The following is a 24,586-nucleotide window of genomic DNA, read 5'->3' on the forward strand; positions in this document are numbered from 1 at the left end:
CTCAGCCGCCCATCTGGCGGGCCCAGGCGTGCAGGATGGCCTCGGCTTCCGCGCTGGGATGCGCCTCGGCGCCGATGCGGCTTTCGGCCACCGGCACCCCGGCATCGGCGCGCAGCGCCGCCACGTCGCCCTGGCGGCGGATGGCCTCCGGCACGGCGGAGAGGATGGCGTTCGACCCCTCCAGGCTGCCCGCGTAATACACCCGCGCGATGCCCACGATGTGCATGGTGGCGACACACAGCGCGCAGGGCTCGCAGGAGGAATACAGCTCCGCCCCGCTCAGGTCCGTGCATTCCAGGCGCCGGCAGGCGTCGCGGATCGCCTCCGTCTCCCCGTGCGAGGTCGGGTCGTTGTGCAGGCGGGAGAGGTTGACCCCCCGGCCCACGATCTCCTCCCCCTTCACCACCACGGCGCCGAAGGGCTCGGCGCCGGGTTCGGACAGGGCGCGGCGGGATTGCGCGATGGCCTCGGCCATGAATGCGGGGCGGAACATGCCCACCTTATATCAGCGCCTTGCGGCGATGGGCGCTGATATGCGTGCTTTTTTTGCCCCGCGCCGTCAGTTCACCGAGAGGTTCATCGCCCGCACGGCGGCCCCCACCGTGTCGATCTGCTGCTGCACGAAGGCCGCGAATTCCGGCTGGCTCATGCTGCCCGGGGTGATGCCGTTCTGGGCCAGGCGCTCCAGCATCGCGGGCTGGGTCAGGGCCCAGTTCACCTCCGCATGCAGCCGGGCCACGATGGGCGCCGGCAGCCCCGCGGGCGCGGACAGGCCCAGCCAGTTCTCGGCCAGCAGCCCCTCCAGCCCGGCCTCGGCCGTGGTCGGCACCTCGGGCAGCATGGGGTTGCGGGCGGGGGCGCTGACGGCATAGGCCCGGGTGCGCCCGGCGCGCACATTCTCCACATTCTCCGGCAGGGTATCGAAGGACAGCAGGATCGAACCCCCCAGCAGGTCCGCCTGCATCGGCTGCGCGCCGCGATAGGGCGCGTGGGTCAGCGCGATGCCCGTGCGCGTTTCGAACATCGAGCCCAGGATATGCCCCACCGAGCCCACCCCCGAGCTGCCATAGACCGGCGGTGCGGGCTGCGCGCGCATCCAGGCCATCAGCTCCTGCATGTTGCGTGCGGGCACCGAATTGTGCGTGACCACCACCATCGGCGTCGCCCCGATATAGGCGATATGCGTGAAGCCCCGCGCCGGGTCATAGCCGGTGTTCCGGTAGATCGGCGGGGAGGTCACGATCGGCGCGGTGTTGGACAGCATCAGCGTGTAGCCATCCGCCGGCTGCTGGCTGACATGCAGCGCCGCCACCGTGCCGCCCGCACCCGGCCGGTTGTCCACCACGATGCGCTGGTTCAGCCGCGGGGCGATGGTGTCCGCCAACACCCGGGCCACGATGTCCGAACTGCCGCCAGGCGGGAACACCACCACGATGCGGATCGGCCGGCTGGGCCACTCCTGGGCCGAAGCGGGCATATGCCCATGAATCAAGCAGGCCAGGACGGCCAACACGACATTCCGCAGCAGGCGCATGCGCAAACTCCCCGATTCGATCCCGGCAGGGAGGGCTGTGCAAGGATGGTGCCAGGGCGGTCGGGGCGAAAAGACCGAGGGGCTCTGCCCCTCGGGCACCCCGCCAGGAGCCGAAAGGCCCCTGGACCCCAGGAGTTTGGCGCTGGTCCTGGGAAGGTGTTTCCTGTTGATATTTATAATGAAAATGGCGCCAAACCTGCCAAGGTAAGGCGCCAGATTCATGGGATCAAAGGGTTGCTACAACCCTTTGCGGGGATGCAAGGGGCGGCGCCCCTTGCCCAGGGTCCAGGGGGCGGAGCCCCTTGGCGGCCCCCTCGGGGGCCAACCCCCCTGAGCGGCCCTACTCCGCCAATTCCAACCATTCCTCTTCCAGCGCCGCGATTTCCTTCGCCACGGTCGCTTGCCGCTGCGTCGCGCGCAGGATCAGGTCCACATTGTTGTTTTCGTACAGTTTCGGGTTGGCCAGCGCGTCCGTCAGCGTTTTGGCTTCGGCCTGCAGTTTCTCCAGCGCCTTTTCCACCTGTTGCAGGCGCGCGCGGCGGGGGGCCTGGGCGGCGCGGGCCTCGGCGGCGGCGCGGCGGTCGTCGCGGCGGGTGGGGGCGGTTTCGGTCTTGGGGCCGCGGGCGCGTTCGGCCAGCCAGACGCGATAGTCGTCGATATCGCCGTCGAAGGGCGTGACGGCGCCATCGGCCACCAGCCACAGGCTGTCGGCCGCCAGCTCCACCAGATGCGGGTCGTGGGTGATCAGGATGACGGCGCCCTTGTAGTCCGCCAGCGCCCGCACCAGCGCGTCGCGCGCGTCGATATCCAGGTGGTTGGTGGGCTCGTCCAGGATCAGCAGGTGCGGCGCCTCGCGCGTCGTCAGCGACAGCAGCAGGCGTGCCTTTTCACCGCCTGAGAGCGAGGCGACGGTGGTGGTCGCCTTGTCCTGGTCCAGGCCGAAGCGCGCGAGCTGGGCGCGGCACTGGGTCTCGGTGGCCAGCGGCAGCGCCGCCTGCATGTGGCTCAGGGGTGAGCCGCGCAGGTCCAGCTCCTCCGCCTGGTGCTGGGCGAAGTAGCCGACGCGCAGCTTGGGGGCCAGGCGCACCTCGCCGGCCATGGGCTCCATGCGGCCGGCCAGCAGCTTGGCGAAGGTGGATTTGCCGTTGCCGTTGGCGCCCAGCAGCGCCACCCGGTCCTCCTGGTCCAGCCGCAGGGTCAGGTTGCGCAGGATGGGCCGGCCGTCATAGCCCGCGACGGCGTTGGTCATGGTCACGATGGGGGGCGGCAGCTCACCGGGGTCGGGGAACTCGAAGCGGGTGGCCGCGTCCTCGATCACCGCCTCGATGGCGGGCAGGCGTTCCAGCGCCTTCAGCCGGGATTGCGCCTGCCGGGCCTTGGTGGCCTTGGCGCGGAAGCGGTCCACGAAGGACTGCATATGCGCGCGCTGGGCCGCGATCCGGGCGTTCTGCGCCACGGTCTGGGCCATGCGCTCCGCCCGCACCCGGGTGAAGGTGGTGAAATTGCCCGAGTAGTAGGTCAGCTTCCGCTGATCCAGGTGCAGGATGCCGTCCACCGCGCGGTCCAGCAGGAAGCGGTCGTGGCTGACCAGCAGCACCGCGCCGGGGAAGCGGTTCAGCCAGCCCTCCAGCCACAGCGCGGCTTCCAGGTCGAGGTGGTTGGTCGGTTCGTCCAGCAGCAGCAGGTCGGGTTCCAGGAACAGCGCCTGGGCGAGGGCCACGCGCATGCGCCAGCCGCCGCTGAACTCCCCGCTCGGGCGGTTCTGGGCGGCCTCGTCGAAACCCAGGCCCGCGAGCACGGTGGCGGCGCGGGCGGGGGCTGCATCGGCGCGGATGGCGTCCAGCCGCGCATGGATGTCGGCCGCGCGCTCAGGCGGCGCGTGGTCCAGCTCGGCCAGCAGGGCGCTGCGCTCGGTGTCGGCGGCCAGCACGGTCTCCAGCAGGGTGGCCTCGCCGCCCGGGGCCTCCTGCTTGACGTAGCCCATGCGGATGCGCGCGGCGAAGCGGATGCGCCCGCCATCGGGTTCGAACTCGCCGGCGATGGCCTTCAGCAGGGTGGATTTGCCCGCGCCGTTGCGGCCCACCAGGCCCAGCTTGCGGCCGGGGTCCAAGTTGAAGCTCGCGCCCTCCAGCAGGGTGCGGCCGGCCACCCGCAGCGTCACGTCATCCAGGGTCAGAACGGTCATGGCGGGGTTCTAGCAGAAACCGGCCACTGCCCAAGAGATGGGCAGCACAACCAGCACGTTCCGCCCCGCCTTGCCGGGCCCCCGGATTGGTTCTAGGGAACCCGCAGACTCTTGACACCGCGAGGGAGGCCCTGATGGCCCGCAAGAAGATCGCTTTGGTGGGTGCCGGTAATATTGGCGGCACCCTGGCCCACCTCATCGGGCTGAAGGAGCTCGGCGATGTGGTGATGTTCGACGTGTTCCCGGGCGTGGCCTCGGGCAAGGCGCTCGACATCATGCAGTCCGGCCCCGTGGACGGCTTCGACAGCCACATGGTCGGCACCGGGGACTACTCCGCCATTGCCGGCGCCGACGTGGTGATCGTGACCGCCGGCTTCCCCCGCATGCCGGGCATGAGCCGTGACGACCTGGTCTCCAAGAACGCCGGCGTGATCGCGCAGGTGGCCGAGGGCATCAAGAACAACTGCCCGGACGCCTTCGTCATCGTCATCACCAACCCGCTCGACGCGATGGTGTGGGTGATGCAGCAGAAGTCCGGCCTGCCCCCGCAGAAGGTCGTCGGCATGGCCGGCGTGCTGGACAGCAGCCGCTTCCGCCTGTTCCTGGCGCAGGAATTCAATGTGTCGGTCGAGGACGTGACGGCCTTCGTGCTGGGCGGCCATGGCGACACGATGGTGCCGCTGACCCGCTACTCCACCGTGGCCGGCATCCCGGTGCCCGATCTGGTGAAGATGGGCTGGACCACGCAGGAGAAGATCGACGCGATCGTCGCCCGCACCGCCAATGGCGGCGGTGAGATCGTGAAGCTGCTGGAGCGCGGCTCCGCCTTCTACGCCCCGGCTGCTTCCGCGATCGCGATGGCCGAGGCCTATCTGAAGGACAAGAAGCGCGTGCTGCCCGCCGCGGCCCACCTGGATGGCCAGTATGGCATCAAGGACCTGTACGTGGGCGTGCCGGTCGTGATCGGCGCCGGCGGCGTGGAGCGCGTGGTCGAAGTGCAGTTCACCCCCGAGGAAGACGCGGCCTTCAAGAAGTCCGTGGCCTCCGTCGAGGAACTGATCGCCGCCTCGAAGAAGCTGGTCGGCTAAAGCCGGTGCGGCTTGCTGTGCTCTCCGATGTGCACGGCAACGCCCTCGCGCTGGAGGCGGTGCTCGCGGATGCGCGGGCCATCGGCTTCGACGCGATGGTGGACCTCGGCGACACCGTCTCGGGCCCCTTGTGGCCCGAGGACACGCTGGCGCTGATGGAAACGGCGGGCGCGCTCGCCATCCGGGGCAATCATGACCGGGTGGTGGGCTGCGACGCGCCGGAGACGATGTACGCGACCGACCGTTTCGCCCATGAACGGCTGGGCGCCGGGGCCCGCGCCGCGCTGGCCGCCAGGCCCGCCACGCTGCGGATCGGCCCGGTGCTGGCCGTGCACGGCACCCCCGCCAGCGACATGGACTATCTGCTGCATGAGGCCACGGCGGCGGGCGTGCTGGAACGGCGCGGCGACGCGGTGGCGGCCCTGCTGGGCGACACCGGCGATGCCGAGGTGGTCCTGTGCGGTCACACCCACCGCGCGCACAGCGTGCGCCTGGCGGATGGGCGGCTGGTGGTGAACCCCGGCAGCGTGGGCCAGCCCGGCTACAGCTGGGATGTGCCCGTGCCGCATGTGATGGAAGCCGGCGCGCCGCACGCGCGCTGGGCCCTGCTGGAACGCATCGGAACAGGTGCGCGGGCGGGATGGGAGATGACCCACCGGATGGTGGTCTACGACTGGGAAAAGGCTTCGGCCGAAGCCGCGCGCCATGGGCGGGCGGAATGGGCACGCAGCCTGGCTACGGGCTTCACAGCTTGAGGACGAACGAATGAACATCCATGAATTCCAGGGCAAAGAGCTGCTGAAGCGCTACGGCGTTGCGGTGCTCGACGGCTATGTGGCCGCCACGCCGGAGGAGGCCGAGGCGGCTGCGAAGAAGCTGCCTGGCCCGATCTACGTGGTCAAAAGCCAGATCCATGCGGGCGGCCGCGGTGCCGGCCGCTTCAAGGACGACCCGAACGGCAAGGGCGGCGTGCGCCTGGCGAAAAGCGTGGAGGAGGTGAAGACCAACGCCGCCGCCATGCTGGGCCATGTGCTGGTCACCAAGCAGACCGGGCCCGAGGGCAAGCAGGTCAACCGCCTGTACATCGAGGCCGGCTGCGACATCGCGCGTGAGCTGTACGTCGCGCTGCTGCTGGACCGCGAGACCTCGACCATCGCCATCATGGCCTCCACCGAGGGTGGCATGGAGATCGAGGAGGTGGCCGAGCACCACCCCGAGAAGATCCTGAAGGTGCATGTGGACCCCGCCACGGGTGTCTCCGGCTTCCATGGCCGCAAGCTGGCCTACGGCCTCGGCCTCGAAGGCAAGCAGGTCGCTTCCTTCGTGAAGTTCGTGACCGCGCTGTACCAGGCCTATATCGAGCTGGAATGCGCGATCGTGGAGATCAACCCGCTGGTGGTCACCAAGGCCGGCGACGTGGTGGCGCTCGACGCCAAGGTCTCCTTCGACGACAACGCCCTGTTCCGCCACAAGGACCTGGAAGCGCTGCGCGACGACACCGAGATGGACCCGAAGGAGCTGGACGCCGCCAAGTTCGACCTGAACTACGTGGCGCTCGACGGCGAGATCGGCTGCATGGTGAACGGCGCGGGCCTGGCGATGTCCACCATGGACATCATCAAGCTGTACGGTTCCTCGCCCGCGAACTTCCTGGACGTGGGCGGCACGGCTGACGCGGCCCGCGTGACCGAGGCGTTCCGCATCATCACCTCCGACCCGAATGTGAAGGCCATCCTGGTCAACATCTTCGGCGGCATCGCCAAGTGCGACATGATCGCCAACGGCATCGTGGTGGCCAGCAAGAACCTGCACCTGAAGGTGCCCCTGGTCGTGCGCCTTGAGGGCACGAACGTGGAGCTGGGCAAGAAGATCCTGGCCGAATCGGGCCTTGCGATCATCCCCGCCGACAATCTCGCCGACGCGGCGCAGAAGGTCGTCGCCGCTGTTAAGGGAGCCTGAACCATGGCCATTCTGATCGACGCCAACACCCGCGTCATGACCCAGGGCTTCACCGGCTCCCAGGGCACCTTCCATGCCAGCCAGGGCATCGCCTATGGCAGCACCTATGTCGGCGGCGTGACGCCGGGCAAGGGCGGCACCATGCACCCGGAGCTGAACCTGCCGGTGTTCAACACGGTGGCCGAATGCGTGGAGAAGACGGGCGCCAATGCCTCCGTCATCTACGTGCCGGCGGCCTTCGCGGCCGATAGCATCCTGGAGGCGATCGACGCCGAGGTGCCGCTGATCATCTGCATCACCGAAGGCATCCCAGTGCTGGACATGGTGCGGGTGAAGCGGGCGCTGGGCACCAGCAAGTCCCGCCTGGTGGGCCCGAACTGCCCGGGCGTGATCACGCCCGACGCCTGCAAGATCGGCATCATGCCCGGCCACATCCATCGCCGCGGCTCGGTCGGCATCGTGTCGCGCTCCGGCACGCTGACCTATGAGGCGGTGGCCCAGACCACGGCGGCCGGCCTCGGCCAGTCCACCTGCGTGGGCATCGGCGGCGACCCGGTGAAGGGCATGGACTTCATCGACGTGCTGGAGATGTTCCTGAAGGACGACGAGACCAAGTCGATCATCATGATCGGCGAGATCGGCGGCCAGTCGGAAGTGATCGGCGCGGAATACCTGAAGGCCAACAACTTCGGCCCCGGCAAGCCGAACAAGCCCGTGGTCGGCTTCATCGCCGGCGCCACCGCCCCTCCGGGCCGGCGCATGGGCCATGCGGGCGCCGTGATCTCGGGCGGCAAGGACACGGCCGCGGCGAAGATGGAAGCCATGGCCGCCGCCGGCATCCACATCGCGGACAGCCCGGCGGCGCTGGGTTCGACCATGGTCAAGGCGCTGGGCTGAGTTCAGCCGACGCATCCGAAGCCGGGGGAGGGCGACCTCCCCCGGTTTTTTTGTGCCCGGACGTCAGCCCCGGCTGGCGACCAGGTATTGCGCGAAGCCCGTCTTCAGCCACAGCGCGATGGTGCCGCGCACCACGTCGTCGGTCCGGTGCGCCACCAGCCGCATCGCATCCGCCAGCCAGGGCATGTGCACGCGGCCCATGGTTTCCAGCACGAAGCCGCGCGCGGAAAGCTGTTCCAGCACCTGTTCCATCGGCCAGGCCCGCACATGGGTCTTGTCGTCGTGGAAGTTGCTGATGAACACCGGCAGGCCCTGGTCGATGATGTCCGCGCGGGGCGGCAGGCGCCTGGCCGCGGGGCTCGGCCATTCCAGGTACAGCCGCGCGCCGGGCTTCAGCCGGTCCCGCAGATAGTTGAAGCTGCGGTCCAGGCTGTGCATGTGCTCGATGAAATGGGCGCAGATGGCGGCATCGAATTGCCGGCCGCCGAAATCCATCGGCGCTTGCTCGAAATCCCCGATCTCCACCCCGGCATAGCGCTGGAACAGCGGCGCGTCCTCCAGCGACAGCGCGTACAGCGCCAGGTCAGGCCGGGCGGGATGGGGCCAGTCCAGATGGCGGGCGAGCCCGCCATCCCCCGCGCCCATGTCCAGCACCTGCGCCCCCGGGGCCAGGTTCTTCAGGAAGACGGTGCGGGGGGAGATGGTCTGGTAATACAGGTCCACCGCATCCCGCCCCGGGTCCTCGCCCTGCCAGGCGCCGGCCCAGTCGAGCAACAGGCGCGCCAGCTCCTCCTCATCCAGACGATCGAGCGGAATGCCGGGTTGCGGAATCATGGCGCCTGCGCAGCTTGTGGTTGAAGGGATGCGATACCGCCCGCATCCCCCGCCCGCAAGCGTCGCCGCCCGCCAGCATCAGGCCTTCACGGGGTTCTTCAGCTTCCCGATGCCCTCCACCTCGATCTCGACCACGTCGCCGTCCTTCAGCACGCGCGGCGGCACCATGGCATAGCCCACGCCCTCCGGCGTGCCGGTCATGATCAGGTCGCCCGGCAGCAGGGTGAACCCCTGGCTGAGCTGGTGGATGATCGCCTTCACGTCGAAGATCATCTTGGAGGTGCGGGAAGACTGCCGCTGCTCCCCGTTCACCCACAGGCGGATGCCGACATCGCCGGTGTCCAGCTCGTCCGCCGGGATGATCCAGGGGCCCATGGGGCAGGAGCGGTCCAGCGACTTGCCCTTGAACCACTGGCCATGGCGGCGCTGCAGGTCGCGGCCGGTCACGTCATTGGCGATGGTCCAGCCGAAGACATGGTCCAGCGCCTTCTCGGGCGCGATGTTGGCGCCGGCGGTGCCGATCACGATGGTCAGCTCGGCCTCATAGTCCAGATACTGGGTGATGCCGGTGGCGCCGTGGTCCGGGATGGCGGCGTCGGGGCCGATCACGCATTCCGGGGCCTTGGTGAAGAATTGGGGATACTTCGGCATCTCCGTCTCGCGGCCCGCCACGCGGTCGCCCTCGGCCACATGGTCCATGTAGTTGCGGCCGACGCAGAACACGTTGCGCGCGGGGCGGGGGATGGGGGCCAGCAGCGTGACGGCCGCGGCCTCCAGCACGGCGGCGGGGGCCGGGGCCTTCAGGGCCGCGCGGATGGCGGCCAGGGCGGGCGCGCCCGCGGCCACGATGCCCTGCATGCAAGTGATGCCGCCGGGCAGCGCGCCGGCCGCCAGCAGGTCCAGCACCTGGGTGTCGCCCAGCATGGCGCCGGGGCGCGGGCCCTTGGCATCGGTGAAGGTGGCGAGTTTCAGCGCCATGGTTTCCTCTCCTTGGTCTCGGTGGCGCAGCCTGCTGTGGGGGCGGCGGGTTGACAAGGTGGGGCCGTTTCATCCCTGGGCATGCACGCGTTCGGGGAATCTTAGTACCAGCGCGGGAGAATGGTTGCTGTCAGCGCGCTGGCTCGCTACCTCTGGCGCCGGAGCTTGCCTTGCCCATGTCGATGTCCCGCCGATCCATGCTGTGTGTTGGAGCCTCCGCCGGTGTGGCTGGCTTGCGGCCTGCCCAGGCCCAGCCTGGTGCCAGCGACGCGGCCCAGGCCCGCGTGCGCGATGTCTGGGGCCAGTTCCGCTCCCGCTTCATGGCGCCCGAGGGGCGGATCATCGACACCGGCAACCGCAACATCTCGCATTCCGAGGGGCAGGGCTATGGCATGCTGCTCGCGGTCAATGCGGGGGACCGGCAGAGCTTCGACAGCCTGTGGGCCTGGACGCGGCGCAGCCTGCGCCGCCCGCGCGACCACCTGACGGCCTGGCGCTGGCGCCCCAACGCCCAGCATCCGGTCGAGGACCTGAACAACGCCAGCGACGGTGACCTGATGATCGCCTGGGCGCTGCTGCGGGCCGCCAGCACCTGGAATGTGCCCGAGTATCAGGAGCAGGGCGTGGCGATCGGGCGGGACATCCTGCGGCTGCTGGTGCGCAATGCCGGGGGGCTGACGGTGCTGCTGCCCGGCGCGCGCGGGTTCGAGCGGCGGGAATCCGTCACCATCAACCCCAGCTACTATTGCTTCCCGGCGATCCGGGCCCTGGCGGCGGCGGTGCCGGACCCGGCCTGGGTGCGGCTGGCCGCCGATGGGCTGCAGATTCTGCGCGCGGCGCGTTTCGGCCGCTGGAACCTGCCGCCGGACTGGCTGACCCTAGCGCGCAGCGACCGCCGTTTAAGCCTGCCTGAAAATTGGGCGCCGCGATTTTCCTATGACGCGGTGCGGGTGCCGCTGTTCCTGGGCTGGGCCGGGCTGGGGCAGGAACCCGCCGTGCAGTCCGCCGCCGGCTTCTGGGCGGACCCCGCCCACAACCACCTGCCGGCCTGGACCGATTTCTCGAACAACGGGGTTTCGCCCTACAACGCCTCCCCCGGGATCGCGGCCATCGCGGGGTTCTCCGCCTCCGTCTCCGGCCGGGGGCTGCGGGTTCCGGCGGCCGCCCAGGCGCCGGCCGACCCGATGCCGGACTACTATTCCGGTGTGCTGACTGCCCTCGTTTCGCTCGCGCGGCGCGATTCAGGTGCGGATTTCTGGTGACAACTGCCGGAAAATGATCCGAATGGGGGACGAGGCCGGTTTCGCTCCCGAGATGTTGAGGGCATTGTGCCCGCCGAGTCTGGGGATATGAGGATATGGCACAGGACAGTGATGTGGCCCGCGTGGCCGCCGCGCTGAATACGCCCGGCTTGCGGTACCGCAGCTTCGGTAACGAGCCTGTGCGCGTGCGCCCCGCGCCACCCGTCGTGGTGGAGGAGGTGTTCCCCGAGGCGCTGGAACCCGAATTCGCGCCTGAATCCGAGTTCCTGCCCGAATCCGCGCCCGAGTCGATGGCCGAGCCGGAACTGCCCCCGCTGCCGCCGTTGAATTTCGAGCCGCTGCCCGAGCCCCCGCCGGTTGTGGCCGCTGCCCCGGTGGAGCCGCCGCCGGCGCCCGAACCCCCGCCGCCGCCGCCCCCGCCGCAGCCCGAGCCCCCGGTGCTGCGGCCCGCGGCACCCGAGCCGGTGAGCGCCCCGCTGTTTTCCTGGCCCGAGACCACCCCGGTCGCGGCCCCGCCCGCGCCGTCCCTGCTGCCGGAGGTAGCGTCGAGCTATGCCGCGCAACCCAAGCCGGCCGCCAGTTTCCGCCTGTTGGAAGCGATCGGGATGAACCCGGAGGAACAGGCGGCAGCCACCGTTCCCGCCCCGCAGGGCGGTACCCTGGCCCTGCTGCGCAGCGCGGTGGCCGAACCCGCGGCGGCCCCGCAGGAATTTTTCAGGACCGGCGGCGCGCAACCCCAGGTTGCGCCGGCGTCGCCTCTGGGTTCCGTGATCGGGTTGCTGCCAGCTGCGGCCGTGACAGTTCCTCTTTCTGACGTTATGCGCCTAGTGGCGGGCGGGTCTGCCCCACTCGCATCCCCCTTTGACGCGTTTCGTGCTGCGCTTGGTGCGCAGCCGCAGCGCTAAGAGAATGCCGGAGGCCCCATGCCCCTGATTGTGTTCGCGTCTCCTAAGGGGGGCGTCGGTAAGACCACCATGGCTGTGAACATCGCGGACGCCATGCGCCGCAATGGTCGCCGCGTGCTGGTGATCGATTTCGACCCTCAGAACACGCTGCGCCTGCACTTCGGTGTACCGCTCTCCGATACAGCGGGTTTCCTGGCCGATCTGCCGAAGCGCCCCGACTGGCGCAATGTGGTGCGCCAGACGCCTTCGGGCGTGATGCTGCTGCCGCACGGCGCCATCGACATCCGTGGCGCGCTGGGCCTGTCCTCGGCCCTGGAACGCGACCCGGAGCTGCTGGCAGCGCCCCTGCGCTCCATCCTGGCGGACCCCGGCCTGCTGGTCATCGCCGACACGCCCCCGGGGCCCAGCCACGCGCTGAACCTGCTGGCGCCGATGGCCAGCATGGTGGTGGCGGTGCTGCTGGCGGACGCCACCTCGGCGGCGCTGGTGCCCGATATCGACAATGGCCGCTTCCTCGGCTCGGGCACCATGGCGGCGCTGTTCGCCGGGCGCCTGCGCGTGGTGCTGAACCAGGTGGACCCGAACACCCGCCTCTCCCGCGCCGCGGCGGAGACGGTGGCCCGCCACCTGGGCCCGCGCCTGCTGGGTGCGGTGTGCCGCGACGAGGCGGTGGCCGAGGCGCTGGCCGCCCAGCGCATGCTGCTGGACCTGGCGCCGAACAGCCGCGCCGCGGAGGATATCCGCGAAGTGGCCCGTGGCGTGGAGGCAGCGCTGCCTGTCGTGCCTGATACCTTGCAAACCGGCTGGGGTGCTCGATGAGCTTTGTGGCACCTCGGCGCGAGCTGATCGCGCGCCTGCCCTTCATGCGCAGCCGCCTGTTCGGCTGGGTGTCCTTTCTGGTCGGCGTCCTCGCGGCGCTGACCTTCATCGTCGTGCCGCTGCAGCCGGAATACCAGCTCTGGCTGGCGCTCGGCGGCGTTGTCATTTTCCTGGTGTTGAATCGGTTCCAGGGCCGGACCGTCACGCTGGCGCTGTGCATGCTCTCCGTCATCGTGTCATTGCGCTACATCTACTGGCGCCTGGCGGAGACGCTGGACTACACGGGCTTCTGGCAAACCTTCCTGGGCACCGGCCTGCTGATGGCCGAGGTCTACGCCGTGGTCGCGCTGGTGCTGTCCTATTTCCAGGTGCTGTGGCCGCTGGACCGCAAGCCGGTGCCGTTGCCCGACGACCCGGAAACCTGGCCCACTATCGACGTCTTCATCCCGACCTACAACGAGCCGCTGGAGGTCGTGCGCCCGACGGTGTTCGCCGCGCTGGCGCTGGACTGGCCGCGCCACAAGCTGAACGTCTATGTGCTGGACGATGGCCGGCGTGAGGAATTCCGCCAGTTCGCCGCCGAATGTGGCGCGGGCTACATCATCCGCCCCGACAACAAGGGGGCCAAGGCCGGCAACATCAACCACGCCCTGGCGCAGACCGACGGCGAATACGTCGTCATCTTCGACTGCGACCACGTGACGACGCGCGCCTTCCTGCAGATGACCGTGGGCTGGATGCTGCGCGACCGTGGGCTCGCGATGGTGCAGACGCCGCACTACTTCTATTCGCCCGACCCGTTCGAGCGGAACCTGGCCTCCGGCCAGCGCGTCCCGAACGAGGGCCTGCTGTTCTACGGGCTGATCCAGCAGGGCAATGATTTCTGGGGTGCGTCCTTCTTCTGCGGCTCCTGCGCGGTGCTGCGGCGGACGGCGGTGGAAGAAGTGGGCGGCGTGCCCACCACCACCGTGACCGAGGACTGCCACCTGTCGCTGAAGATGCAGAAGGCGGGCTGGCGCACGGCCTATCTGCGCGTGCCGCTGGCCGCGGGCCTGGCGACCGAGCGCCTGATGCTGCACATCGGCCAGCGCATGCGCTGGGCGCGCGGCATGGTGCAGATCCTGCGCCTGGAGAACCCGCTGCTGGCCACCGGCCTCAGCATCCCCCAGCGCATCTGCTACTTCCTGGCGATGTTCCACTTCCTGTTCCCGCTGCCGCGCTTCGTGTTCCTCACGGCGCCGCTGGCGTTCCTGCTGCTGGGTGAGAACATCATCGCGGCCTCGCCGCTCGCCATCGTGGCCTATGCCGGCCCGCACATCATCCACTCGGTGGCCACCGCCTCCCGCGTGCAGAAGAAGGTGCGCCACAGCTTCTGGTCCGAGATTTATGAGACGGTGCTGACGGTGTATCTGCTGCCCGTCACGCTCGCGACCCTGCTGGACCCGCGCCGCGGCCGCTTCAACGTGACCGACAAGGGCGGCACGCTGCAGGAAGGCTACTTCGACCTGCGTGCCGTGGGCCCCAACATGGTGCTGGCGCTGTTCCTGGTGCTGGGCGTGCTGTCGGGCATCTACGGCCTGGCGGCGAACCCCCCGGCCAGCCTGGAATTCCAGGCCTACGCGCTGAACCTGGTCTGGGCGACCTTGTGTCTGCTGACGGTGCTGGCGGGCCTCGCCGTGGGCCGCGAACGCCGGCAGATCCGCGAACGCGCGCGTATCGGTGCCGAGATCGGCTCCGCGATCGTGCTGCCGGATGGCCGGCGCATCACCGGCATTTCCGAAGACCTTTCCCTGGGCGGCGCCGCCCTGACGATGGAACGCCCTTCAGGCCTGGAGGAAGATCAGTTGGTAACCGTTGAACTGCAGATCGGTTCCGAGGCCGTGGCCGTGCCCGCCGAAGTGCTGCGCTGGCAGGATGGCCGCGCCCAGATTCGTTTCGTGCCGCAGGATCTGCGGGATGAGGGCCAGATCGTGCGCGCGGTGCTGGGCCGCGCCGATGCGTGGGTGAACTGGGATGCCAACCGCCCTGACCAGCCCTTGCGTTCCTTGAAGGAGGTGGCTGTGTCCATCGGTGGTCTGTTCGCGGGTGGTTCGCAGTTCTCCTTCCGGCGCAAGGATACGTCGCCCCCGCGTGGCCCTGGTGGCCGACAGGGCCTGGGCCGTGCTGCGGCGGTGCTGCTGGCACTCGGCCTGGCGGCCAGCCCGGCCCAGGCGCAGCGCGCGCCGGCCGGCCCCGCCGGCGCCCCGCCGGCCCCCCCCGCCCTGGGTTCGGCCCCGGCCGCGCCCCAGCCGATCATCGACACCACCCCCACCCTGACCACGCAGCAGGGCCAGCCCGGCCCGGGCACGCGGCGCGAAACGCGCACCCTGCGCCAGCTCGGCCTGCGCGGCCCGATGCAGATGCGCGGCGTGAGCGACCTTCAGGGCGTGCTGTTCGGCGTGCGCGGCGATGAGGTGGTGACGCAGGCGACGCTGACGCTCTCGGGCGCCACCTCGCCCGCGCTGATCCCGGAACTGAGCCAGATCGCCATCACGCTGAACGAGCAGTTCATCGGCGCGATCCAGCCCGACCGGGCGCGCCCCGCCTTCGGCCCGCTGCAATTCCCGGTGAACCCGGTGTTCTTCGCGGACAACAACCGCCTGAACTTCCGCTTCTCCGGCCGCTATGCGGTGGAATGCAACGACCCGCTCTCGGGCCTGCTGTGGTCCACGATCAGCGACACCGCCACCCTGTCCATGACGCTGGAGCGCCTGCCGCTGACGCGCGACCTGGCGCGCCTGCCCGAGCCCTTCTTCGACCCCCGCCTGCTGCGGGAGCCGTTGAACCTGCCCGTGGTGGTGAACGAGGGTGCCGGCAATGAGCTGGTGCGCGCGGCGGTCATCGCGTCCTCCTGGTTCGCGGTGCAGGCCGACTATCGCGGCGCCAACTTCCCCGTGCAGGGCACGGTGCCGGAACGCGGCAACGCCGTGATCGTGGCCTCGGGCACCGACAGCGTGCCGGGCCTGACCCTGCCGCGCTTCGATGGCCCGACCCTGGCGCTGGTGGTGAACCCGAACGACCCGAACGGGCTGCTGCTGGTCATCGGCGGCCGCACCCCGGCCGAGGCCGTGACGGCCGCGACCGGCCTGGCGATCGGCCGTGAATCGCTCTCGGGCGAATCGGCCATCGTGCAGACCCAGCAGGTGCCGGTCCGCACCCCCTATGACGCGCCGCGCTGGATCCGCACCGACCGCCCCGTGCGGCTGGGCGACATCATGGACCCGTCGGAGCTGCAGGCCTTCGGCTATGTGCCGGGCCCCATCTCCGTGCCGTTCCGCACCGCGCCCGACATCTACACCTGGCGCAACCGCCCGCTGGAGGCCGATATCCGCTTCCGTGCCCCCCCGGGGCCGGTGATGGACGTGGCGGTCTCGCGCCTCGATGTGGCGGTGAACGACGTGTATCTGCGCAGCCTGCCGCTGCGCGCCAGCGAGCCGTCCTGGCCCTGGTCCTGGATCCAGCGCCAGGTGGGCAGCGGTTCCGACCGCAGCCAGGCCACCTTCGGCATCCCGCCCTGGATGGTGTTCGGCCAGAACGAGCTGCAGCTGCGCTTCGATATGCGCCCGCTGCACCGGGGTGACTGCGTGGCCGTGCCCGGCGACGTGCGCGCCGCGATCGACCCGGACAGCACCATCGACCTGTCCAGCGCGCATCGCTTCGCCACCCTGCCGAACCTGGCGCATTTCGCCAGCTCGGGCTTCCCGTTCACGCGGCTGGCGGATCTTTCCCAGTCCGCCCTGGTGCTGCCGGAACGTCCGAACGCCCAGGAGCTGTCGGTGGCGCTGGGCCTGATCGGCCGCATCTCCGCCATCGTGGGCTACCCGCCGGTGGGCCTGTCCGTGGTGCGCCCGCAGGGGCTTGAGGCCTCGGCGGACCGCGACCTGATCGTGGTCGGCACGCTGGGCCGCCAGCCCGCGCTGCAGACCCTGCTGCGCGACGGCCCTGTAACGGCCGAGGGCAATCGCCTGTCGGTGAACCTGTCCGACCCGCTGGGCGATTTCCGCGCCATCTTCGGTGGCAGCCAGGCGCGGGAGCAGCGCGAGCGCGTCTCCGCCCAGCTCTCCACCCCCGGTGAGGCGCTGGGCCTGCTGGTGGGCTTCGAAAGCCCGCTGCGCAGCGGCCGTTCCGTGGTGGCGCTGACCGGCGCTTCCGCCGCCGGCCTGGAAAACATGCTGGGCGCCCTGCGCGACCCCGAACAGCAGCCCCGCATCCAGGGCGATGTGGCGCTGCTGACCGGTGGCCGGGTGGAGGGCTATCGCCTCGGTTCCACCTATGGTGTCGGCGTCCTGCCGCCCTGGATGTGGCCGCAGTATTATCTGGCTGAGCGCCCGCTGCTGATCCTGGGCATCGCGCTGCTGGCGATGATCCTGGTCTCCGCCCCGATCTACTGGGTGCTGCGCCGCCGCGCTGCCCTGCGCCTGCGAGCGAGGACTCACTGATGAGCTACCGCAAGAGCCTGCTTTCGGCCGTCTTCGGCATGGCGCTCGCCATGCCCGCGATGGCGCAGCAAGACACGCGCGGCATCCAGGCCCTGCTGGACCAGGCGAATTACTGGCGCCTGCAGAACCGGCCGGAACTGGTCGTGCGCACGCTGGAACGGGTTCTGGCGGTGGATCCCTCCAACGCCGACGCGCTGGCCGGGGCCGCCCAGGCCCAGGCCCAGATCGGCAACCGCTCCGCCGCGGAGGGCTATCTGGCCCGTCTGCGGCAGGCCGCCCCGCAGGACCCGCGCGTGAGCGAGACGGACATCAACGTCCGCGCCGCCACCGTGGACCAGGGCGCGCTGGCCGAGGCCCGGCGCCTGGGCCAGGCGGGCCGCACCGCCGAATCCATCGCGCGGTACCGTGAGCTGTTCCGCGGCAACCAGCCGCCGGACAATTACGCCGTCGAATTCTACCAGACCCTGGCCGGCACCGAGGGCGGCTACACCGAGGCACGCGACGGCCTGGCGCGCCTGGCCCGCCGCTTCCCCACCGACCAGCGGCTGGGCCTGGCCTATGCCCAGGTGCTGACCTTCCGCGATGAGACGCGCAGCCAGGGCATCGACCGCCTGCGTGAGCTGGCGCAGAACCCCGAAGTGGCGAACACCGCCGTCGCCGCCTGGCGGCAGGCCGTGTTGTGGCAGGGCGCCAACCGCGCCTCCGTGCCGCAGCTCGAAGCCTTCCTGCAGCGCTTCCCGAACGACACCGTGGTGGCGCAGCGGCTGGAGGAAAGCCGCTCCGCCCAGGCCGGCGGGCCCGACCCCGCCTCCGAGGGCCGCATCCGCGCCTTCGAGAGCCTGAGCGCCGGCCGCCTGCCGGACGCCACGCGCGGCTTCGAGGCCGCGATCCAGGCCAACCCGAATGACGCCGATGCGCTGGGCGGCCTGGGCGTGGTGCGCCTGCGCCAGGGCCGTTTCGCCGATGCCCGGCAGCTGCTGGAACGCGCCATCGCAGCCAACCCCGAGGGCCGCGCCCAGTGGGAGGATGCGCTGAACGGCGCCTCCTACGCCGCCGAGCTGGCCAGCGCCCGCGCCGCCCTGGCCCGTGGCGACCTGGCCACCGCCGAGACCAACCTGCGCCGCGCCATCAACCGCAACACGCCCGACCGCGCGGATGCCGAGGCCCTGCTGGGCGACCTGGCGCTGCGCCGTGGCGACCTGGCTGGCGCCGAGCAGCGTTACCGCGCGGCCCTGGCCCGCCGCCCGAACCTGGGCGCCGCGGCCTCCGGCCTGTTCGAGGTGCTGAACCAGCAGGGCCGCTTCGCCGAGGCCGAGCAGCTGCGTGCCCGCATGGGCAGCGCCTTCGGCGGCGGCAGCCCCGAAACCCAGCGCGCCTATGCCCTGCGCGCCGAGGCCGCCCGGGCCTCCGACCCCGGCCAGGCCGCCGCCCTGCTGACCCAGGCGGTGCAGACCGACCCCAGCAACCCCTGGGCGCGGCTGGATCTGGCCCGCATCTACTCCCGCTTCGGCCGCGCGGCCGAGGGCCGGCAGATCGCCGAGGGCCCCGTGCTCTCGGGCGGCGGCTCGCCCGACCAGCTGCACGCCGCGGCGCTCTACGCCAACGACGATGGCCGGCCCGAGGACGCGCTGCGCTACCTCTCCGGCATTCCGGTGCGGCTGCGCAGCCCGGACATGAACCGCCTGCTGCAATCCGCCCGCACGGAGCAGGAGGCCCGCCAGGGCACCGCCCTGTACCGCGCCGGCCGCCGGGGTGAGGCCCGCGCCGCCCTGACCGCCATCGCCGCCCGACCGGACCCGACGGGGTCCTCCGCCGCTTCCGCCATCCGCGCCATGGGCCGCGCGAACGACCGCGTGGGCGCCGCCGAGGCCGGCCGCGCCTATATCGCCGCCAACCCCAGCGCCGGCGCCCAGGCGCGGCTGGCCGTGGCCGGCGCACTGCTCTCGGCCGGTGCCGCCGCCGAGGCCGCGGCGCTGTCCCGCAGCCTGGAAGTGGCGCCGAACCTGTCCGCCGAGGACCGCCGCCAGGCGGCCGCCCTCTCGACCGGCCTCGCCATCCAGACCTCGGACCAGCTGAACCTGCGCGGCGACCAGGCCGCGGCCTTCGACGTGCTGGCCCCGGCCCTGCAACGCGACCCCGGCTCGGTGCCCGCCAACCTGGCCCTCGCCCGCCTGTACCAGGGCGCCGGCCAGCCGCAGCAGGCCCGCCAGATCACCGAGGGCATCCTGCAGCGCGACCCGCGCAACATCGACGCGCGCGTGGGCTCCATCGAGGCGGCGATCGCCGCCCGCGACTTCGCCCGCGCCGAGGCCCTGCTGGTCGAGGCCCGTGCCCTGAACCCGGGCGACCCGCGCGTGGCCCTGACCGAGGCGCGCATCGCCCGGGCCTCCGGCAATTCCAGCCGCGCGCTGCGCGCCCTGGAACTGGCGGCCGAGCAGCGCCGCGCCCAGGGCATCGTGGCCGATGTGCCCACCGCCGAGCCCGCCGCCGGCGGCTTCGACAACCCCTTCCGCCGCCTGTCCCGCGCGGGTGCGCTGGGCGGGGCCAGCATGGGCCAGTCCGACCCGCTCTCGAACGAGATCGCGCGCGAACTGTCCCAGGTGCGTGAGGAAACGGCGCTGCGCATCCAGGGCGGCATCGGCTTCCGCAGCCGTTCCGGCTCGGCCGGTTTCGACCGGTTGGACGAATACTCCGCGCCGATCGACACCTCCTTCTCGGTGCCGGGCGCGGGCGGGCGTGCCACGCTCAGCGTCACGCCGGTGTCCATCAGCAGCGGCCAGCTGGACAGCACCAGCATCGACTCGCTGCGCCGCTACGGCTCCAACGCGCTCAGCCAGGATCTGCGCCAGCAGATCGGCGCCACCACGCAGATCTCGGCCGCCACGCGTGACCGCTATGCCCCGCGTGACACCAATGCCAGCGGCGCCGGGCTGGGTCTGGCCTATTCGCGCGGCAGCTTCAACGTGGATATCGGCAGCTCGCCCGTGGGCTTCCGGCGCCAGAACATCCTAGGCGGTATCGAGATCGCGCCCGCGATCACCGACAATTTCCGCGTCCGCCTGATCGCGGAACAGCGCGCGGTGACGGACAGCTTGCTGTCCTGGTCCGGCGTGCGGGATCCGAACAGCGGCACCACCTGGGGTGGCGTCGTCCGCTCCGGCGGGCGGTTGCAGCTGGAATACGTGACGGGCCCCGTGGGCGTGTACCTGATGGGCGGCTACAGCGCCTTCACCGGCAGCAACGTGGCGCGCAACCATCGGTATGAGGCCGGCGCGGGCGTGCAGTACACCGTGTGGCGCCTGCCGAACGAGGAGCTGACCACCGGCGTCGATGCCGTGTTCTTCGCCTATGACAACAACCAGCGCCTGTTCACCCTGGGCAATGGCGGCTACTTCTCGCCGCAATCCTATTTCGCGGTGAACATCCCGGTGGATTGGCGGGCGCGGTCGGGCAACTTCGCCTGGCGCCTGGGCGGCACCGTCGGCTACCAGTCCTTCCGCGAGGACAGCGCGAAATACTTCCCGCGTGACGCCGGGCTGCAGACCCAGCTGGAGCAGACCCTCACCAGCGATCCCACCCTGCGTGCCATCCAGGCCGGGCGTTCCGAATCCGGCATCATCGGCGGCGTGCGGGCGGATATCGAATACAGCGTGAGCAGCAGCTTGCGCCTGGGCGCGCTGCTCCGTTACGAGCGGACGGCGAACTGGGAGGAGGCACGCGGCCTTCTCTACGCGCGTTATCGTTTCGACCGGTGAAGATGGCATGAGCGGACACCAGATCACGGACCCCAACGCCATCTCCTACCTCGCGCGGCGCGGTGTGGCGGCGCAGTGGCGCGGCTTCCTGCGGGCGCTGGTGGAAACGCTGGACACCCACCTGGACGCGGCCAGCCGCGACGCGCTGCTGCGCGCCGTGGGTGGGCGCATGGCGCAGCTCGCGGCCATCCCGGCCTGCGGCACGCTGGCCGAACTCGAAACCCGCATGAACGACGTGCTGGCCGCGGCCGATTGGGGCTATGTCCAGATCTCTCTGGATGCGCAGGCCAAGGCGCTGGTCATCAGCCATCACGCGGCCCCGGCGGTGTCCACCCATCATGACGCCCAGGGCGCCTGGGTGGGGGCGGTGCTGGAAGGCCTCTACGCCGGTTGGCTGGCCGCGCAGCCGGGTGCCGAGGGCGGCGTGTCCGTCACGCGCCAGCCCTCCAGCGCCGGGGTCATCACCCTGCGTTACGGGAAGTAAGGGGCGCTACGGGAAGTAAGGGGAGCCCCCCTTACTCCGGAACCGTGCGGTCGGCCTCGCCCAGCGGGCGCTGCATCAGCACGACGTCCACCCAGCGGTTGAACTTCATCCCCACCGCGCGCATCACGCCCACCTGCCGGAAGCCCAGCGCCAGGTGCAGGCCGATCGAGCCCACATTCTCGCTGTCCCCGATCACGGCCAGCATCTGCCGGAAGCCCTGCTTGCCCGCGCGGTCCAGCAGCGCCGCCACCAGCGCCTTGCCCACGCCCTGGCCGCGCACGTCGTCGCGGACATAGATGCTGTCCTCGGCCGAGAAGCGATAGGCGCTGCGGTCCCGGTACTGGGCGTAGTAGCCATAGCCCGCGATACCCCCCGCGTCGTCCTCGGCCACCAGCCAGGCGCAGCCGGCCTTCTGCACCTTGGCCATGCGGGCGGCCATGTCGGCTGCGTTGGGCGGCTCCTCCTCGAAGGTGCCGGTGCCGTGCTGCACATGGTGCGCGTAGATGGCCGCGATGGCCGGAATATCGGCCGCCACGGCGTCGCGGATGATCACAGTCCCAACTCCTTCGCCACTTTCACCGCCAGCCGCATCAGCATGCGGTCCCGCCCCGCGGCCGCCACCAGGGAGAAACCGACCGGCGCGCCATCCACCACGGCCACCGGCATCGAGACCTCCGCCAACCCGCCGAGGCCCGAGATCGCCGTGCCGCCCATGGTGCGCTCGCGCACCGCGTTCTGTTCATCCTGCGTGGCCGTCAGCCTGGGCGGGGGCAGGGGAGAGGTGGGATAGGCCAGCACCGCGCCGCCCTGCAACAGGCTGCGCATGCGGTGCTGGAAGCGGCGGCGGAAGGCGCGGCCGGCCGCGGCCTTTTCCGGGGCCATGTCGCGCGCCGCGTCGAAGCGCGCGCCCACGCCGGGGCCGAATTCGGGCTTCGTGCGGCTGATCCAGCCGCCCAGCGTCGCCCAGGCTTCCTCGGCCTGCATGCAGCGGAAATTCTCGTACAGCTGGTGCAGCCCTTCGGGTGCCACCTCCATGCGCATGGCGGTGCCCATGACGCGCTGCGTGGCCTCCAGCGCCGGCAGCAGGGCGCGCGCCACGGCGGGGTCGGAGTTGATCCAGACGTCCTCGGGCTTCAGCAGCGGGCCGGCGGGCAGGCAGTCGGGCCCGCCCGGTTCCATCGGCAGCAGCTGTTCGCCCACCAGCAGCAGGGTGGCGGCATCGCGCGCGAACCAGCCCGGCGTGTCGAAGCTGGGGCCGAGCGCGCAGGCGCCCGCCAGGCTGATCGCGCCCCAGCTGGGTCGGATGCCGAACACGCCGCAATAGCTGGCCGGGATGCGCACGGAACCGCCCGTGTCGCTGCCCATGGCGAAATCCACCAACCCGGCCGCGACGGCGGCGGCGCTGCCGCAGGAGGAACCGCCCGGGAAGCGGTCCGGCGCCTTGGGGTTGCGAGGGGTGCCGTGCCAGACATTCTCGCCGGTCAGGCCATAGGCGAGTTCGACCGTCTTGGTCTTGCCCGTCAGCGTGGCGCCGGCTTCCAGCAGGGTGGTGACGATGGGGGCGGTGGCCGCGGCCGTGCCGTGGGTGCGGGCCCATTCGGGGTGGCCATAGCTCGTGACCTGGCCGGCCACGTCATACAGATCCTTGACCGCGAAGGTCAGTCCGGCGAGGGGGCCGCTCTCCGCCCCCTTCACCATCACCCTGGGGCCCGGAATGAAGGGGCCCGCAAGGTCGTTGTCCGTCTCAGCCATCCCGCTCCGTCCTTCATGCGCCCTGTAACGGTGGCATGTTAGACGGGGCGGGCGCGTTGAGAAGCCACCTGCCTCAGCGGGCGCGCAGAAGTTCCGGCACCGAGAGCAGGATGAACTCATTGTCGTCCGCCCGCAGCAGGTGGCGGCCGCCCGAGAAGGGCAGGTTGTTGTCATTGCCGACGATGATGTGGTCGGCATCGACCATCGCCACGTTCTCGATGGTGAAGAACGGGAAGGTCAGGCGGTTGGCCGGCGCGTTGGCCGGCAGGTCGCCGCGCTGGCGGGCCAGGTTCTCAGGGTCCTGGATGTTCATCAGGTCGATGTGGGCGATCTTGCGCACGAAGCCCTCGGCGTCCGCCGCACCCAGGTCGATCAGGTAGATGCGCTTGAAGCGGGCGGGGTTGGGGAAGCAGGGCTGCGGGCCGGTGGGCGACTGGCCCTGGGCGCAGGCGCGGCCGGGATCGCCCTCGCCATCGTCACGCTCGATCACCAGGGCGCGGCGGTCGTCGATCATGTTGAAATCGCCGATCGCGGTCGCGCCTTCCTCCAGCCGGTAGCGCAGGTTGCGGCCGGTCCAGGCGCCGGCGCGCACGTCGAACTCGATCATGCGGAGGAAGCGGCCCTCGGGCTCGGCAGTGCCGGCGCGCAGCAGGGGCTGTTCCAGCAGCGCCCACAGGCGGCTGCCATCCGGGGTCTGGGCCATGCCCTCATACCCGCCGGAGCGGCGGGCGCGGAAGGCGTTGGTGGCCGCGGGGGTGGCCGGCAGGTTCAGCGCGGGGTTGTCCGGGCCGATCACCGTCTCCTGGCCCAGGCGGGTGTCGATCACGCGCTGCACCTGGCCCTCGCGGGAGACATGGATCAGGTAGGGGCCGAACTCGTCGCCCAGCATGAAGCTGCCATCGGCCAGCGGCTGGATGCTCTCGATGTCGAAGTCGGCGCCGGTCAGATAGCGGCGCTCGGAGCCCTCGGTCACGATCCGGAAGGACACGCGGCGGGCCGCGTCATTCAGGAAGATCGTCTCCAGCCGCTCCACCCGGCCGGTGGCCCAGTCGGGGCGGATGCGGTGCAGCATCAGCATGGCGTCCGGCGAGTTGCGGCGGTTGCCGAAGCCGTTGTCGGACAGCGTCCAGTAGGTGCCGGGCTGATCGGCGGCGGGCTTGATGCCCGAGAAGCCCTGGATGGGCTGGCCGATGAAGGGCAGGGACAGGCCGGTGGGGCGGCTGCCATGCATCGCGCCTGTGTCACCGGGGATGGTGCCGATCGCGTCCGTGCGGGTGTTGCCCGCGCCGGTGAAACGGCCGGAGAGCAGGAAGTCGCGCGGGGCGTCGGCCGGCGGCAGCACGAAGGTGGCGGCCGGCAGGATGGCGTGCCCCGCGAGACGCGCGGGCAGGGTCTGGTCCGCCCGGGCGGGGCTGGAGATGGCGATGGCCGCGACGGCAGCCAGCAATGAGGCACGCATGGAACACTCTCCGGAATGAATGCCCGGCGGGTTACAGCGCTGTCATTGCGTGCGTTTGTCGGAATCGTGACGGTTGGATGGATGTCGCTGGGCAGCGCTGCCGCCGCTCTGCCCGGCCCATAGGCAACCCGCGCCTGCCGGCGCCGATTCCGCGCCCGCGGCGCGTTGCGCGCGCCACGCCCGCCGCGCGAGCCTGC

At 70.7% G+C, this 24,586-nt stretch carries 18 protein-coding genes; 10 read left to right on the forward strand and 8 right to left on the reverse strand.

Translation table 11 applies throughout. The annotated features are described in order from the left end of the window. Nucleotide 1: 1 nt before the first annotated feature. The 3 genes from GT007_RS09790 to GT007_RS09800 all read right to left on the reverse strand — a co-directional run bounded on the left by GT007_RS09790 (nt 2) and on the right by GT007_RS09800 (nt 3,719). Nucleotides 2-493, reverse strand: a complete 492-nt coding sequence (locus GT007_RS09790) for a nucleoside deaminase (protein ID WP_160121420.1) — start codon at nt 491-493, stop codon at nt 2-4. Between the two features lie 66 nt (nt 494-559). Continuing rightward, the gene (locus GT007_RS09795; RefSeq protein ID WP_160121421.1) at nt 560-1,477 is read right to left on the reverse strand and encodes a Bug family tripartite tricarboxylate transporter substrate binding protein; all 918 of its coding nucleotides are present in this window, start codon (nt 1,475-1,477) and stop codon (nt 560-562) included. Between the two features lie 397 nt (nt 1,478-1,874). Beyond that, on the reverse strand, nt 1,875-3,719 hold the full coding sequence (locus GT007_RS09800; protein WP_160121422.1) for an ABC-F family ATP-binding cassette domain-containing protein: 1,845 nt from the start codon (nt 3,717-3,719) through the stop codon (nt 1,875-1,877). 134 nt (nt 3,720-3,853) lie between these two features. On the opposite strand from GT007_RS09800, the gene mdh reads away from it, so the two are divergent. Genes mdh through sucD form a run of 4 tightly spaced genes read left to right on the forward strand, consistent with a single transcriptional unit; the run spans nt 3,854 to nt 7,663 of the window. Further along, nucleotides 3,854-4,807: a malate dehydrogenase gene (gene mdh, locus GT007_RS09805; protein ID WP_160121423.1), complete on the forward strand. Its 954-nt coding sequence runs from the start codon at nt 3,854-3,856 to the stop codon at nt 4,805-4,807. Nucleotides 4,808-4,812: 5 nt separating this feature from the next. After that, on the forward strand, nt 4,813-5,562 hold the full coding sequence (locus GT007_RS09810; protein ID WP_160121424.1) for a metallophosphoesterase family protein: 750 nt from the start codon (nt 4,813-4,815) through the stop codon (nt 5,560-5,562). Nucleotides 5,563-5,572: 10 nt separating this feature from the next. Then, nucleotides 5,573-6,766 (forward strand): ADP-forming succinate--CoA ligase subunit beta, encoded by a 1,194-nt coding sequence (gene sucC, locus GT007_RS09815; RefSeq protein WP_160121425.1) that lies wholly within the window; start codon nt 5,573-5,575, stop codon nt 6,764-6,766. 3 nt (nt 6,767-6,769) lie between these two features. Beyond that, the gene (gene sucD / locus GT007_RS09820; RefSeq protein ID WP_160121426.1) at nt 6,770-7,663 is read left to right on the forward strand and encodes a succinate--CoA ligase subunit alpha; all 894 of its coding nucleotides are present in this window, start codon (nt 6,770-6,772) and stop codon (nt 7,661-7,663) included. A gap of 63 nt (nt 7,664-7,726) precedes the next feature. Here sucD and GT007_RS09825 read toward each other — a convergent pair whose 3' ends face one another. Together GT007_RS09825 and GT007_RS09830 are read right to left on the reverse strand one after the other, a co-directional pair. Further along, entirely contained in the window at nt 7,727-8,497 is a 771-nt protein-coding gene (locus GT007_RS09825; protein WP_160121427.1) for a class I SAM-dependent methyltransferase, read from the reverse strand. 78 nt (nt 8,498-8,575) lie between these two features. Then, on the reverse strand, nt 8,576-9,475 hold the full coding sequence (locus GT007_RS09830) for a fumarylacetoacetate hydrolase family protein (RefSeq protein WP_160121428.1): 900 nt from the start codon (nt 9,473-9,475) through the stop codon (nt 8,576-8,578). A gap of 233 nt (nt 9,476-9,708) precedes the next feature. Here GT007_RS09830 and GT007_RS09835 point away from each other — a divergent pair, with 233 nt between their 5' ends. The 6 genes from GT007_RS09835 to bcsD all read left to right on the forward strand — a co-directional run bounded on the left by GT007_RS09835 (nt 9,709) and on the right by bcsD (nt 21,178). Next, entirely contained in the window at nt 9,709-10,737 is a 1,029-nt protein-coding gene (locus tag GT007_RS09835) for a glycosyl hydrolase family 8 (protein ID WP_160121429.1), read from the forward strand. Between the two features lie 95 nt (nt 10,738-10,832). Then, complete coding sequence (locus GT007_RS09840; protein ID WP_160121430.1) at nt 10,833-11,642, forward strand: hypothetical protein; 810 nt, start codon at nt 10,833-10,835, stop codon at nt 11,640-11,642. A gap of 18 nt (nt 11,643-11,660) precedes the next feature. Then, nucleotides 11,661-12,461, forward strand: coding sequence for a cellulose biosynthesis protein BcsQ (bcsQ, locus tag GT007_RS09845; protein ID WP_160121431.1), 801 nt, complete (start codon nt 11,661-11,663; stop codon nt 12,459-12,461). Next, nucleotides 12,458-16,939: a UDP-forming cellulose synthase catalytic subunit gene (gene bcsA / locus GT007_RS09850; protein ID WP_160121432.1), complete on the forward strand. Its 4,482-nt coding sequence runs from the start codon at nt 12,458-12,460 to the stop codon at nt 16,937-16,939. Before bcsQ ends, bcsA begins: the two co-directional genes overlap by 4 nt. Next, complete coding sequence (locus tag GT007_RS22780) at nt 16,939-20,694, forward strand: cellulose biosynthesis protein BcsC (protein WP_160121433.1); 3,756 nt, start codon at nt 16,939-16,941, stop codon at nt 20,692-20,694. The genes bcsA and GT007_RS22780 overlap by 1 nt, the downstream gene beginning before the upstream one ends. A 7-nt stretch (nt 20,695-20,701) precedes the next feature. Continuing rightward, the gene (gene bcsD, locus GT007_RS09860; RefSeq protein ID WP_160121434.1) at nt 20,702-21,178 is read left to right on the forward strand and encodes a cellulose biosynthesis protein BcsD; all 477 of its coding nucleotides are present in this window, start codon (nt 20,702-20,704) and stop codon (nt 21,176-21,178) included. 31 nt (nt 21,179-21,209) lie between these two features. On the opposite strand, the gene GT007_RS09865 is transcribed toward bcsD, so the two are convergent. The 3 genes from GT007_RS09865 to GT007_RS09875 form a co-directional block, all read right to left on the reverse strand. Next, nucleotides 21,210-21,731 (reverse strand): GNAT family N-acetyltransferase, encoded by a 522-nt coding sequence (locus tag GT007_RS09865; RefSeq protein ID WP_160121435.1) that lies wholly within the window; start codon nt 21,729-21,731, stop codon nt 21,210-21,212. Continuing rightward, on the reverse strand, nt 21,728-22,930 hold the full coding sequence (locus GT007_RS09870; protein WP_160121436.1) for an amidase: 1,203 nt from the start codon (nt 22,928-22,930) through the stop codon (nt 21,728-21,730). Before GT007_RS09870 ends, GT007_RS09865 begins: the two co-directional genes overlap by 4 nt. 73 nt (nt 22,931-23,003) lie before the next feature. Continuing rightward, a complete protein-coding gene (locus tag GT007_RS09875) occupies nt 23,004-24,389 on the reverse strand; it encodes an esterase-like activity of phytase family protein (RefSeq protein WP_160121437.1) in 1,386 nt (461 codons plus the stop codon). Between the last annotated feature and the right edge of the window lie 197 nt (nt 24,390-24,586).

This window comes from Rhodovarius lipocyclicus (genome assembly GCF_009900765.1).
Lineage (GTDB): Bacteria > Pseudomonadota > Alphaproteobacteria > Acetobacterales > Acetobacteraceae > Rhodovarius > Rhodovarius lipocyclicus.